The following is a 13,218-nucleotide window of genomic DNA, read 5'->3' as shown; positions in this document are numbered from 1 at the left end:
AACATCCGCCAGAACGCCGAGAACGCCCGCGAGACCGAAAAAATCGCCGTGCAGTCCGCCCAGGACGCCGAGGCCGGGGGCAAGGCCGTCACCGAGACCGTGGCGGCCATGAAGGACATCGCCGACAAGATCTCCATCATCGAGGAGATCGCGCGCCAGACGAACCTGTTGGCGCTCAACGCCGCCATCGAGGCCGCCCGCGCGGGCGAGCACGGCAAGGGCTTCGCCGTGGTCGCCGCCGAGGTGCGCAAGCTGGCCGAGCGCAGCGGGTCCGCCGCCGCCGAGATCAGCGAGCTGTCGTCTTCCAGCGTCGAGGTCGCCGAGCGCGCCGGGACCATGCTCACGCGCATGGTGCCCGACATCCGGCGCACCGCCGAGCTGGTGCAGGAGATCTCCGCCGCCAGCAACGAGCAGAACTCCGGCGCCGAGCAGATCAACAAGGCCATCCAGCAGCTCGATCAGGTGGTGCAGCAGAACGCCTCGGCCTCGGAGGAAATGGCCTCGACCTCCGAGGAGTTGTCCTCCCAGGCCGTGCAGCTCCAGCAGACCATCGGCTTCTTCCGCCTGGACGGCGCCCGGCGCCCGGCCAAGGCCGCGCCCAAGGCCCGCACCGTGGTCGCCGCCCACGCCGCCCCCCCGCGCAAGCTCGCCGCCGCCGCGCCGCCCAAGGCCGCAGCCGCAGGCATCGCCCTGGACATGCACGACGACGCCGACGACAAGGACTTCGAGCGCTTCTAGACCCCCTCGCACCCCGGCATCCGCATCCTGGCCCCCGCCCGCACTGTCGGGCGGGGGCTTTCTGTTTTTCACAGAAATAGTACGCATTTATAGGAAACACTCTCCAACAAAAATGGAACGCCCCGGCCCAGCCCCCCACTGCCCTGCGCCTGGGCGGCACCGAGCGCCTCCTCTACGTGGCCGACGACCAGGCCATGCCCGGGCTCACGGGGCTGGAGCTGGCCCGCCAGGCCCGGCGGCTGCTCCCGGGGCTGCCGGTGATCCTGTGCACGGGATTTTCCCGCGCGGCCACGCCCAAGGCCCTGCACAGCCACGGCGTGGCCCGCATGCTGCTCAAGCCCTTCGCCCTGCCGGAACTGGCCCTGGCCATCCGCGCCGCCCTGGCGGCCCCCAGGGGCGCGGACGACGCGCGGTGAGGGGCCGGGGCGCCGCCCTGGCGGCGCCCCGGGCACAAGGAGGGGGGACCGCCGGGACGGTCCCCCCTCTCACAGCCTGCGGTCCGAGGCCCGGCCGACTGCTGCCGCATTCCTTCTCCCGCGTCGTTCACACGCGGCGGGGTGAGGGTGCGAAACAAACCAAACCCCCGCGTGTCGAGACAGGCGCGAGGGTTTGGCTGGTTTGAACCGCGCGGCAGACCGCCGCTTCGGCACGGCCTGCTAGCAGGTATAGTCCACGGCCCGGCGCTCGGCGACCACGCCCTTGATGAAGGCCACGCACTTCTGGTGCTCGGGGTGCTCCTGGTAGGCCAGCATGACCTCCAGGGACGGGAATTCGCTGTACAGGCAGACGTCGCTGGCCGTGGGGCCGTCCACCACGTTCAGCCCGACCTCCAGGGTCAGCACCCCGGGAATCTTGGCGGGCAGTGCTTCGAGCATCTGCTGCATCTTCCTGGCGTTCTCGGCCTTGGTGGCGCCCTCGGCCTCGTCCTTGAGCTTCCACATCACGATGTGCTTGAGCATCGGCGGATCTCCGGTAGTTGCGGTTGGGGGGAAATGTCCGTGGCGTCTCAGCCCTGCCCGCCGTCCTGGGAGCGCCGCTCGCTGGCCTTGAGGGCCAGGCGCACCCGGCGGCGCTCCTCGGCCTCGCGCCAGCGGCGGTGGTCCTCGCCGCTCTCCAGGATCAGGCCGGGCACGGGCGTGGGCTTGCCGTCCGGGCCCAGGGCCACGAAGGTCAGGTAGGCGGAGTTGGTGTAGCGCAGCTCGCCGGTGATCAGGTTCTCGGCCTCCACGCGCACGCCGACCTCCATGCTGGTCTTGCCCACGTAGTTTACGCTGGCCTTGAAGCGCACCAGCTCGCCCACGTGCACCGGGCGCAGGAAGTCCATGCGGTCCAGGCTGGCGGTGACCACGTTGCAGCGCGCGTGGCGCATGGCGGCGGTGGCCGCCGTGAGGTCGATCTGCTTGAGGATCACGCCGCCGTGGATGTTTCCGGCGGGGTTGGCGTCCTGCGGCAGAAGCCGCTGGGCCATGACGATGCTCGATTCATCCTTGCGCTTGGGCTGCATGTGCGTCTCCGCTGCTGCTGTTGCGGGGCGCCCTCGGGGCCCCGGCGGCAATCATGGCCCGGACCGGGCCCGGGCGCAAGGGCCCGGGCGGGCCGGGCAGGGAGAACCGGGCGGGGCCGCAGGGCGCGGCCCCGCCCGGGGCATGGCCGATGCCTGCGGCTAGCGCGGCTTGACGCGCTCGGCCAGGATTTCGGCGATATGGCGCACCACGAAGGTGTCACCGCGCCGCTGGGCGCCGCCGCGCAGCTGCATCACGCAGCCCGGGCAGTCGGTGACCAGCTGGGTGGCGCCGGTCTTCTTCACGTTGTCCAGCTTCTTGTCCAGCAGGGCCTTGGACTCCTCGGGGAACTTCATGGAGAAGGTGCCGCCGAAGCCGCAGCACACGTCCTCCTCGTCGGCCACCACGTAGTCCAGCCCGGCCTTGGCCAGCAGCTCGCGCGGGGCCTTGGTCACCCCCAGGCCCCGGCACAGGTGGCAGGGCGCATGGTAGGCCGTCCTGGTCTGCGCGGAGACGCTGGCGAAGTCGCCCTCGTCCACGCCCAGCACGTCGCGGGCGAAGGTGCTGAAGTCCACCACCTTGTCGGCGAAGCGCCGGGCCTTGTCGGCCATGCGCGGGTCGCCTTCGAGGATGCGCGGGTAGGCGTGCTTGAGGTGCGAGGCGCACGAGGCGCACATGGTCACGATATAGTCGCAGCTGCCGGGGTCGATGGCCGTGACGTTCTGGGCCGCCACGGCGCGCGCGGCCTCGGTCTGGCCCATCATGACCACGGGCAGGCCGCAGCAGCTCTGGCCCATGGGGAACTCCAGGGCCGCGCCGTGGCCCGCAAAGACCTTCACCGCCGCCTCAAGCTGCTCGGGGTACACGAAGTCCTGCACGCAGCCCGAGAACAGCGCCACGCGGTACTTGGGATGCTCCACCACCGGGCGCAGCTTCTCCCAGCGGTCGCGGAAGGGCGTGTCGGCGATGGGCGGCAGGGCGCGGAAGTCGTGCTCCTTGCTGAAGATGAGCGGCAGGTGGCGCAGGTAGCCGGTCTTGCCGTCCACCACGGGCTTCTGGCCCCACTTGGCCGTGCGCAGCAGGGAGTGGAAGAGCTTGCGGTTGGACAGCACCGTGCCCAGCAGCTTGCTGGGCAGCGGGTGGCCCTCCTCGTCCTGGATTCGGGCGTGGACTTCCTTGATCAGCCGGGGCAGGTCGATGCCCGCGGCGCAGACCTGCTTGCAGGCCCCGCAGTTGATGCAGTTCTGCACCAGGTTCTTGGCCTTCTCGCGGCCATGGAAGAAGTAGGTCAGCAAGAGGCCGATGGCGCCGATGTAGATGTGACCCATCTTGTGGCCGCCCACCAGGCGGTAGACCGGGCAGACGTTGGCGCAGGCCCCGCAGCGCACGCAGCGCAGCACCTGGCGGAAGTCGGAGTCCTTGGCCAGGGCGCTGCGGCCGTTGTCCAGGAACACGATATGGTGCTCCTTGCGGCCCTCGGGCCCGGGGGCGCACTCGTTGGCGCCGGTGATCCAGGTCACGTAGCTGGTGATGGCCTGGCCCGTGGCGTTGCGCGGCAGGGCCTTGATGATGCGCAGGGCGTCGTGCAGGGTCGGGGTCAGCTTGTCCAGCCCGGCCAGGGCCACGTGGATGCGCGGCAGGGTCGTCACCAGCCGGGCGTTGCCCTCGTTGGTGATCAGCCCGATGCCGCCGGTTTCGGCCACGGCGAAGTTGGCGCCGGAGATGCCCATGTCGGCGGTGGCGTAGTGGGTGCGCAGCTCGCGCCGGGCGACCTTGACCAGCTTCTCGATGTCCACTTCCTGCTTCTGCCCGGTGACCTCGGAGAACAGGTCGGCCACCTGGTAGCGCGAGAGGTGGATGGCCGGCATGACCATGTGCGAGGGGCCCTCGTGGCGCAGCTGGATGATCCACTCGCCCAGGTCGGTCTCCACCACCTCGTAGCCGTCGGCCTCCAGGTGGTGGTTGAGCAGCGTCTCCTCGGCGGTCATGGACTTGGACTTGACGATCTTCTTCACCCCGCCCTCGCGGGCGATGCGGGCGATGATCTCGTTGGCCTCGGCGGCGGTGCGCGCCAGATGGACGTGCACGCCGTTCTTCTCGGCCTTGGCCTTGAACTCGGCGAACAGCCCGTCCAGGTTGGCCACGGCGGCGTCCTTGGCGTCGGCGATCTCGGCGATGAGCTCGCGCTCGTTCATGTCCGCGAAGGCGTTGGCGCGGTTGGTGCGGTAGGCCACGGCAAAGGCGTCCATGGCCTTGCGCAGGAACTCGTCGTCCATGGCCTGGCGGCACTGGGAGCGGTATTCCTCAAGATTCTTGGCGTGCTGCATGGCTACTTGTCCTCCAGGAGCAGGATGTGCAGTTCCAGCGGCCCGTGGACACCCAGGGCGAGCACGCGCTCGATGTCGGCGGTGCGCGAGGCGCCGGTGATGAAGGCCAGGTAGTTGGGCCCGTTCTGCATGAATTTGAGCACCTCGGCCTCGGCCTCGTAGGAGGTGGCGCGCAGGCGCGACTTGGGCAGCACGGCCACGTGGATCTCGCTGACCATGGTCGCCAGGCGCACGTCCTCGCGGGCGGAATCGAGGACCAGGGTGCCCGTCTCGGCGATGCCCAGCTCGCAGACGGTGAAGCCGATGTCGATGCCCGCCAGGCGCGAGCGCAGCCCCCCGTCGATCAGCTCGAAGCCCCTGCCCTCGCAGAGTTTGGCAAACGCCGCGAAATCCTTCTTGTTCAGGGCGGGTGCGGCGATGACCTTGGTCTGCTTCTCGTCGCACAGGGCCTGGCCCTGCCCGGACAGGGGCAGCTCGCAGCCCGAGGCCAGCAGCTGGCAGGCCTGTTTCTTGTCGCACACGTCCACGGCGTACTCGAAGGCCTCCTTGAGGCTGGCGACCTCAAAGACCTTGGCCGACACCGCCGTGGCCTTCTTGACGAAGGTCTCCAGGGCATTGGTCTTGGCTGTCATGTCGATACTCCCTTATGTGGCGCGAGGCCCCCCGGCGCCCGGGGAATCCCGGGCGCCGGGGGGCGGGGCGCCGTTTGTTTGCATTCCCGCCCGGGGCCGCCTATCTGCCGCGCAGGATCTCCATCGTCTCGCGCGCGATTTCCAGCTCCTCGTTGGTGCGTACCACCAGGACCTGCACCGGGCTGTCGGGGGTGCTGATGCGCATCCACTCCCCGGCGCGACGGGCGTTGGCCTCGCGGTCGAGGGTCAGCCCCAGGGGCTCCATGCCGCTGACGCTGCCCAGGCGCACTTCGGGGTCGTTCTCGCCGATGCCGGCGGTGAAGACCACGGCGTCCACCCGGCCAAGCTCGGCCCAGTAGGCGCCAATATACATGCGAATGCGGTGGCAGACCATCTCCAGGGCCAACTGGGCGCGGGCGTCGCCCTTTTCGCGGGCGGCGTGGATGTCGCGCATGTCGCTCATGCCGCAGATGCCCACCAGGCCGCTCTTCTTGGTCAGCAGGTCGTTGACCTCCTGGATGGACATGCCCTTGCGCTCGGCCAGGAAGCTGATCACCGCCGGGTCGATGTTGCCCGAGCGGGTGCCCATGATCACGCCCGCCAGGGGGGTCATGCCCATGGAGGTGTCGATGCTCTTGCCGCCCTGCACGGCGGTGACCGACGAGCCGTTGCCCAGGTGCACGGTGATCAGGTTCAGCTCTTCCACCGGGCGGCCCAGAAGCTCGGCCGCGCGCCGCGACACGTACTTGTGCGAGGTGCCGTGGAAGCCGTAGCGGCGGATGCCCAGTTCCTCGTACAGCTCGTAGGGCAGCGCGTACATGTAGGCGCTCTGGGGGATGGTCTGGTGGAAGGCGGTGTCGAAGACCACCACGTGCCCGACCTTGGGGAACAGGGCCCGGGCGACCTCGATGCCCGCCAGGGCGCCGGGGTTGTGCAGCGGGGCCAGGGGTGAAACCTCGCGGATGCCCGCCACGACGGTGTCGTCCACCAGGGCCGGGGCGGCGAAGCGCTCGCCGCCGTGCACCACGCGGTGGCCCACCCCGTCGATCTCCGAGGTGTCCCGGATCACGCCGTGCTCGGGGTCGGCCAGGATGTCGGTGACCAGCTTCATGCCCGTGGCGTGGTCGGGGATGGGCCGCTCGATGACGGTCTTGGCCTCGGCCTCGGTGCCGGGGTGCTTCTTGTGGGTCAGGGTGCCCATGTCCAGGCCGATGCGCTCCACCACGCCCGAGGCCATGGGGTTGCCCGCCGGCATGTCCAGCAGCTGGTACTTGATGGACGAGCTGCCCGAGTTGATGACGAGAATCTTCATGCTAGATCAATCCTTTATCGGCCTGCGCCTGGATGGCGGTGATGGCCACGGTGTTGACGATGTCGGGCACGGTGCAGCCGCGCGAGAGGTCGTTGACGGGCTTGTTCAGGCCCTGGAGCACCGGGCCGATGGCCACGGCGCCCGCGCTGCGCTGCACGGCCTTGTAGGTGTTGTTGCCGGTGTTCAGGTCGGGGAAGACGAACACCGTGGCGCGCCCGGCCACGTCGGAGCCGGGCATCTTGGTCTTGGCGACCTCGGGGTCCACGGCGGCGTCGAACTGCAGCGGGCCCTCGATGGGGAAGCGCCCGGCGGCGCGCTCGCGGGCGATCTCCGTGGCGCGGGTGACCTTCTCCACCTCCTCGCCGGAGCCGGACTTGCCCGTGGAGTAGGACAGCATGGCCACGCGCGGCTCGATGCCGAAGACCCGGGCCGTCTCCGCCGAGGACAGGGCGATCTCGGCCAGCTGCCCGGCATCGGGGTTGGGGATCACGGCGCAGTCGCCGTAGACGTGCACCCGGTCGCGCAGGCACATCAGGAACACGCTGGACACCAGCCCCGCCCCGGGCTTGGTCTTCACGAACTCGAAGGCCGGGCGGATGGTGTGGGCCGTGGTGTTCTCCGCGCCGGAGACCATGCCGTCGGCCTGGCCCAGGTGGACCATCATCGTGCCGAAGTAGGTCGGGTCGAGCATGCGGTCGCGGGCGTCCTCCTCGCGGATGCCCTTGTGCCTGCGGGCCTCGAAGTAGGCCCGGGCGTACTCGTCGAGCAGGGCGCTCTGCTTGGGGCAGACGATGTCCACCCCCGAGCCCAGGGCCAGGCCCAGCTCGGAGATGCGCGCCTCGATGCGCGCGCAGTCGCCCAGAAGCACCAAGTCGGCCACGCCCCGGCGCGAGAGGATGTCCGCCGCGCGCAGGATGCGTTCGCTCTCGCCCTCGGGCAGCACGATGCGCATCTTGTGCGACTTGGCCCGCTCCACCAGGGTGTACTCGAACATCTTGGGCGTGACCTTGCCGGACTTGGCCTGGCCCAGGCGCTCGCGCAGCTCGGCCACGTCCACGCAGGCCTCGAAGTTGCCCAGGGCCGAGGCGATCTTGCGCACGTCCTCGGGGGCGATGCGCCCATAGAGCTCGGAGAGCAGCCGCGTGGTCTTGAAGGTGTTGCCCTCGGCGGAGAGGATGGGCACGGGCACGCCGGTCCAGCCCTCGATGAGCCGGTGCACGTTCACCGAGGGGGTCAGCCCGCCGGTGAGCAGGATGCCGGAAATGTCGGGATAGGAGGTGGACAGCCGGGAGGCCAGGCTGGCCAGGATGATGTCCTCGCGGTCGCCGGGGGTGATGATCAGGCTGCCCTGCTGGATGTACTCCAGGAAGTTGCCCACCTGCATGGCGGCGATGACGTAGTCCTCCACCAGAGTGTCCAGGCGGCCGTGGCCGTAGAGCACGTCGGCGCCCAGCCACTTGCGCACGTCGCCCATGGTCGGGTTGCCCAGGCTGGCGTCCTCGGGGATGGCGTAGACCAGCAGCGGCTGCTTGGAGCGCAGCTGGCTGCGCAGGCCCTGGGCGATGGCGACGCCGTCGCCGTCCTCCACGCGGTTGACCACGCAGGCCACCAGGTCCAGACCCTTTTCCTCCAGGGTCTCGATGGTCAGCTGGGCCGAGTCCAGGACCTCCTTCTCGCTCTTGCCGCGCCCGCTGGCCACCAGCAGCACCGGCGCGCCCAGGTTGGCGGCGATGTCGGCATTGATCTCGAACTCGAAGGCCGGATTCTTGCCCTGGAAATCGGTGCCCTCGCAGAGCACGAAATCGTACTCGGCCTCCAGGGCCTTGTACTTGTTCAGGATATTTTCCAGCAGCAGGGCATGGCGCCCGGTGTTGATCAGCTCGCGGGCCTCGCTCAGGGTGCAGGCGTAGGTGGCCTCGTAGGGCACGTCGAGGTTAAAATGGGTCAGGATCAGGCGGATGTCGTGGTCGGGCTTGCCGTCCACGTTGTCGTTGATGATCGGCCTGAAGAAGGCGACCTTGCGGACCTTGCCGAGCAGAAGCTGCATCACGCCGAGCGCAATGGCGGACTTGCCGCTGCGCGTCTCGGTGGCCGTGATGTAGAGGTTGTTGGACATCGCTTTTCGTTCTCCTTGTCCTTTGAAGTGACCGGGGCGGGCCACACGCCCGCCCCGGCCCGGATCAGTCGATGGTTTCGGCGTAGATTTCCACGGGGTGGCGTACCGCGATGCGGTCGCCCGCCTGGGACAGCATATCGCTTATCTGCATCATGCACGCAGGGCAACCCGTGGCCACCACGTCGGCCTTGGAGGCCACGATGTTGTCGCGCTTGCGGCGGCCGATGCTGCGCGACACCTCGTAGTGGGCCAGGTTGAAACTGCCGCCGCAGCCGCAGCAGCGGTCGGCCTCGGCCATTTCCACCAGTTCGTAGTCGCGGTTGGCGCCCAAAAGCGTGCGCGGCTGCTTGCGCACGCCCAGGCTCTTGGCCAGGTGGCAGGGGTCGTGCACGGTGACGCGCGTGCCCCCGGTGGGCTTGTCCACAGCGGTCACGCCGACCTTGTCCACCAGGAACTGGTTCACGTCCATGGCCTTTTCGGACATGGCCAGGACCTGGGCCTTGGTGGTGGCGTCGAAGCCGTCCACGAACTTGGGCCACAGTTCCTTGATGGTCGCCGTGCAGGTGGCGCACGGGGTGACCAGCGCGTCGAAGCGGCCCTTGGCGAAGAGCCTGGCGTTGGCCGCCACGAGCTTCTCGTAGGAGTCGCGGTCGCCCGAGGACAGCGCGGGGATGCCGCAGCACGACTGCCCGGCGGGCAGGTAGACACCCACCCCGTGGTGGGCCATGACCTTGAGCACCGCGTGGCCCACGCGGGGGAACATCTTGTCCACCACGCAGCCCGGGAAGAAGGCCACCTTGAGCCCCGAGGCGCCGGGAGCGCTGTCCAGGGACGGCACGGCGCTGTGCAGGGGCTCCTTGGCCAGGCCCAGGAAGTGCCGGTCGCCGATGACCGGCGAGAGCCACTGCGAGCACGACGAGCCGATGATCTCGTTCACGGGCGTGCTGAACACGCCCTGGAACCGCGCGGCCACGCTGACCAGCGAGTTGAACAGCGCCGGGCGGGTCAGCATGCCCTTGAGGATCACCTTCTTGACCGGCGACAGGCCCATGTAGGTGTTCACGATGATGCGGGCCTTGAGGAAGATGTCCATGATCTTCACGCCGCTGGGGCAGTTGGCCGCGCAGGACCCGCACAGCAGGCACTTGTTCAGCTTCTCCTGCACGCCCTTGGCGTCGGCGATCATTTCCTTGGCCAGGTTCTCCAGCAGCGCGATCTTGCCGCGCGTGACGTCCGCCTCGTTGAGCGACTCCGCGAAGACCGGACAGACCGCCTGGCACATCCCGCACTTCATGCAGGCCACCATCTGGTCGTCCAGCTCCTGGAGCATCTGGGCGAGCTTATGCAAATCGGCCATGCCCTTACCCTCCAATGATCTTGCCAGGGTTCAGGATGCCCTTGGGGTCGATGGCCTTCTTGAGGGCCTTGGCGTAGGCGATGGTGGCGGCGGAGGTTTCCTTCTCCAGCCACTTGGCCTTGGCCAGGCCGATGCCGTGCTCGCCCGACAGGGTGCCCTTGAAGGACAGGGCCACGTCGAAGATCTCGTCCACGGCCTGCTCCACGCGATGGAACTCGTTCTTGTCGCGCTTGTCGCACATGATGGTCGGGTGCAGGTTGCCGTCGCCCGCGTGGCCGAAGGTGCCGATGGTCAGGTCGTACTTCTTGGCGATGGCGTTGATGGCCTTGATCATGGCCGGGATCTTGGAGCGCGGCACGGTGGCGTCCTCGAGCACGGTGGTGGGCTTGGCGCGGGCCAGGGCGGGCAGCGCGGCGCGGCGCGCCTCCCACAGCTTGTTGCGCTCGGCCTCGTCCTTGGCGGCCTTGACCTCGGTGGCCCCGGTCTTCTTGCAGATGGCCACGACCTTCTCGGCCTCCTCGGCGACCTGCCCGGGGTGGCCGTCCACCTCGATGAGCAGGATGGCCTGGGCGTCGCGCGGCAGGCCGGCCTTGGTGAAGTCCTCCACCAGGTTGATGGTCACGTTGTCCAGCAGCTCCAGGGTGCAGGGCACGATCTTGGCGGCGATGATGGCCGCCACGGTGGCCGAGGCCTTGTCCACGTTGTCGAACAGGGCCATCATGGCCTTGTTGGCCGCAGGCGGCGGCACGAGCTTCAGGATGATCTCGTTGAACACGCCCATGGTGCCCTCGCTGGCCACCTGGAGCGCGGAAAGGTTCAGCCCGGTGACGCACTTGACCGTGCGCGACCCGGACTTGACCAGCTCGCCGTTCACGTCGAAGAAATCGACGCCCATGACGTAGTCCTTGGTCACGCCGTACTTCAGGCCGCGCAGGCCGCCCGCGTTCTCGGCCACGTTGCCGCCCAGGGTGGACACGGCCTGGGAGCCCGGGTCCGGCGGGTAGAACAGGCCGCGCTTGGCGACCTCGGCGGCGAACTTGGCGGTGATCACGCCGGGCTGGACCACAGCGTACAGGTCCTCTTCGTTGATCTCCACGATCTTGTTCAGGGCGTTGGTGAGCAGCACGATGCCGCCCTTGGAGGGGATGGTGCCGCCCGAGAGGTTGGTGCCGGAGCCACGCGGAGTGACGGGCAGGCCGTTCTCGTTGCACAGCCGCACGACCTTGCCCAGCTCCTCGCTGGTGGTGGGCCGCACGGCCAGGTCGGGAACCACCGGGTCGAGGACGGCGGAATCGTAGGAGTACGAATGCCGGTCGGCCTCGCTCTCCAGCACGTTTTCCTTGCCGACGATGGCCTGGAATTCCTTGATCAACGCATTACTGGGCATGGACTCACTCTCCTGGAATGGCGCGATTCCGTTGGGTTTGGAGTTGTCCGCCGGGGCCGGGCGGGCCCGGCCCCGGCGGATTCTTTCAATCGCCTGTCAGTACGCCGCCCCTAGTACAGGTGCGGCAGGAACACGAAGGACATCAGGCTGGCCACGATGCCCACCACGATGCCGTAGAGCAGGAAAGGCCACACGGTGCGGCGCAGGATCGGGCCTTCCATGCCCGACAGGCCCACCACCGCGCACACGGCCACGATGTTGTGGATGCAGATCATGTTGCCCATGGCGCCACCGGCGACCTGGGCGGCCACGATGATCTGGCGCGGCAGGTCGAGCTGCGCCGCCACGCCCCACTGGAACTCGGCGAACAGCAGGTCGGACACGGTGTTGGAGCCGGTGATGAACGCGCCCAGGCCGCCCACGTAGGAGGCGAACATGGGCCAGGCGTTGCCCGCGAAGCCCGCCACGGCCTGGGCCATGGCCAGGGGCATGGAGGGGTAGCCGCCGGGGTTCAGGGCCGCGTCGGCCACGCCGGAGCCGCGGAAGATGGACACCAGGGCCACGGCGAAGAACAGGGCGATGGTCGGGTTCTTCATCTTGGCGAAGGATTCCACCCAGGCCTTCTTGGCCGCCTCGCCGGGCATGCCGTGGATCAGGATGGTCAGCAGGGCGACCAGCATGAAGGGAATGGTGCCGGGCAGGTAGAGGTAGTCGATGGAGGCCGACACGCCCGTGAAGCCCATGATGTCGGCGAAGAGGATCTTCTGCGACGCCAGCCAGCCCTTGAGGCCCAGCTCGGGGATGCGGGTCAGCACCAGGATCAGGCCGATGAGCATGTAGGGCAGCCAGGCCTTGAACTGGCTCATGTGGCACTTGAACTCGCAGCTGGTGGAACCCTTGATCTCACCGGTCCAGTCGGCGTCCCACTTCTCCATGGGGCCGAAGTCCCAGGTCTCCTTGGGCACGCAGAAGCCCTTCTTGGCTCCGGCGACGATGATGCCCAGGCCGACCAGACCACCGATGAGCGAGGGGAACTCGGGGCCCACCAGCCAGGCGAAGCCCAGGTAGGGCACCGCGAAGGCCACGGCGGCGAAGATGCAGAACTTCCAGGCCTTGAAGCCGTCGGCCCAGGAGCGCTTGGGCCCGAAGAAGCGGGTGATGAAGCCGAGCATGAAGACGGGCAGGATGAAGATCATCGGCAGGTGCAGCAGGGTGACCCAGTGGCCGATGACGGCGTTGAACTCGCCCATGGTGGCGAAGTTCACGCCGGGCACGGTGTTCACGGCTTCGGTGACCAGCGGGTTGAGGAACTTCAGGCCGAGGATGATGGGCGTGCCCACCGCGCCGAAGCTCACCGGGAAGGAGTTGAACACCAGGCAGATGACCGCGGCGGCCAGGGGCGGGAAGCCCAGGCTGAGCAGCAGCGGGGCCGCCAGGGCCGCCGGGGTGCCGAAGCCCGCCGCGCCTTCGATGAAGGCCGCGAACATGTAGCCGATGATGATGGCCTGCACGCGCCGGTCGGCAGAGACGTTCTGCATCCCGTACTGGATGGTCTCCATGCCGCCGGAGTATTTGAGGGTGTACAGGATGATGATGGCGCCAAAGACGATGATCAGGATGCCCACGGCAGTGACCACACCCTGCAGGGACAGGGCCGCCAGGTAGCTCACGGGCAGGTTCCAGGCGGTCAGACCGCCCAGCACGCACACAAGCCAGGCCAGGGGCATGGCTTTGGTTGCGGGCCAGCGCAGGCCCACCATCAGGACCAGGGCCACCGCAATGGGCAGGGCCGCGACCAGGGCCAGAACACCAATTGACATAACAGGCTCCTTGAAAGGGGTTGAGGG

At 68.4% G+C, this 13,218-nt stretch carries 11 protein-coding genes; 2 read left to right on the top strand and 9 right to left on the bottom strand.

What is annotated here, in order from left to right:
- Together G495_RS0109470 and G495_RS0109465 are read left to right on the top strand one after the other, a co-directional pair.
- On the top strand, window positions 1–738 hold a 738-nt coding region (locus tag G495_RS0109470; protein ID WP_028587619.1), incomplete at its 5' end, for a methyl-accepting chemotaxis protein.
- 176 nt (window positions 739–914) lie between these two features.
- Window positions 915–1,154: a response regulator gene (locus G495_RS0109465; RefSeq protein ID WP_028587618.1), complete on the top strand. Its 240-nt coding sequence runs from the start codon at window positions 915–917 to the stop codon at window positions 1,152–1,154.
- Between the two features lie 240 nt (window positions 1,155–1,394).
- Here the strand turns inward: G495_RS0109465 and G495_RS0109460 are convergent, their stop codons facing one another.
- The 9 genes from G495_RS0109460 to G495_RS0109420 all read right to left on the bottom strand — a co-directional run bounded on the left by G495_RS0109460 (window position 1,395) and on the right by G495_RS0109420 (window position 13,191).
- Entirely contained in the window at window positions 1,395–1,697 is a 303-nt protein-coding gene (locus G495_RS0109460; RefSeq protein WP_028587617.1) for a Dabb family protein, read from the bottom strand.
- Window positions 1,698–1,744: 47 nt separating this feature from the next.
- Window positions 1,745–2,242, bottom strand: a complete 498-nt coding sequence (locus G495_RS0109455) for an acyl-CoA thioesterase (protein ID WP_028587616.1) — start codon at window positions 2,240–2,242, stop codon at window positions 1,745–1,747.
- Window positions 2,243–2,401: 159 nt separating this feature from the next.
- Entirely contained in the window at window positions 2,402–4,567 is a 2,166-nt protein-coding gene (gene ldhH / locus G495_RS0109450; protein WP_028587615.1) for an L-lactate dehydrogenase (quinone) large subunit LdhH, read from the bottom strand.
- A gap of 2 nt (window positions 4,568–4,569) precedes the next feature.
- Window positions 4,570–5,199 (bottom strand): LutC/YkgG family protein, encoded by a 630-nt coding sequence (locus tag G495_RS0109445; protein ID WP_028587614.1) that lies wholly within the window; start codon window positions 5,197–5,199, stop codon window positions 4,570–4,572.
- Between the two features lie 100 nt (window positions 5,200–5,299).
- A complete protein-coding gene (locus G495_RS0109440; protein WP_028587613.1) occupies window positions 5,300–6,511 on the bottom strand; it encodes an acetate kinase in 1,212 nt (403 codons plus the stop codon).
- A gap of 1 nt (window position 6,512) precedes the next feature.
- Window positions 6,513–8,627, bottom strand: a complete 2,115-nt coding sequence (pta, locus tag G495_RS0109435; RefSeq protein ID WP_028587612.1) for a phosphate acetyltransferase — start codon at window positions 8,625–8,627, stop codon at window positions 6,513–6,515.
- Window positions 8,628–8,691: 64 nt separating this feature from the next.
- Window positions 8,692–9,984, bottom strand: coding sequence for a (Fe-S)-binding protein (locus tag G495_RS0109430; RefSeq protein ID WP_028587611.1), 1,293 nt, complete (start codon window positions 9,982–9,984; stop codon window positions 8,692–8,694).
- 4 nt (window positions 9,985–9,988) lie between these two features.
- Window positions 9,989–11,371: an FAD-binding oxidoreductase gene (locus G495_RS0109425; protein ID WP_028587610.1), complete on the bottom strand. Its 1,383-nt coding sequence runs from the start codon at window positions 11,369–11,371 to the stop codon at window positions 9,989–9,991.
- Window positions 11,372–11,481: 110 nt separating this feature from the next.
- On the bottom strand, window positions 11,482–13,191 hold the full coding sequence (locus tag G495_RS0109420; RefSeq protein ID WP_028587609.1) for an L-lactate permease: 1,710 nt from the start codon (window positions 13,189–13,191) through the stop codon (window positions 11,482–11,484).
- Window positions 13,192–13,218 lie beyond the last annotated feature (27 nt).

The sequence above is a fragment of the Desulfocurvus vexinensis DSM 17965 genome (genome assembly GCF_000519125.1).
Lineage (GTDB): Bacteria > Desulfobacterota > Desulfovibrionia > Desulfovibrionales > Desulfovibrionaceae > Desulfocurvus > Desulfocurvus vexinensis.
This window is presented reverse-complemented; position numbering and strand designations above follow the sequence as displayed.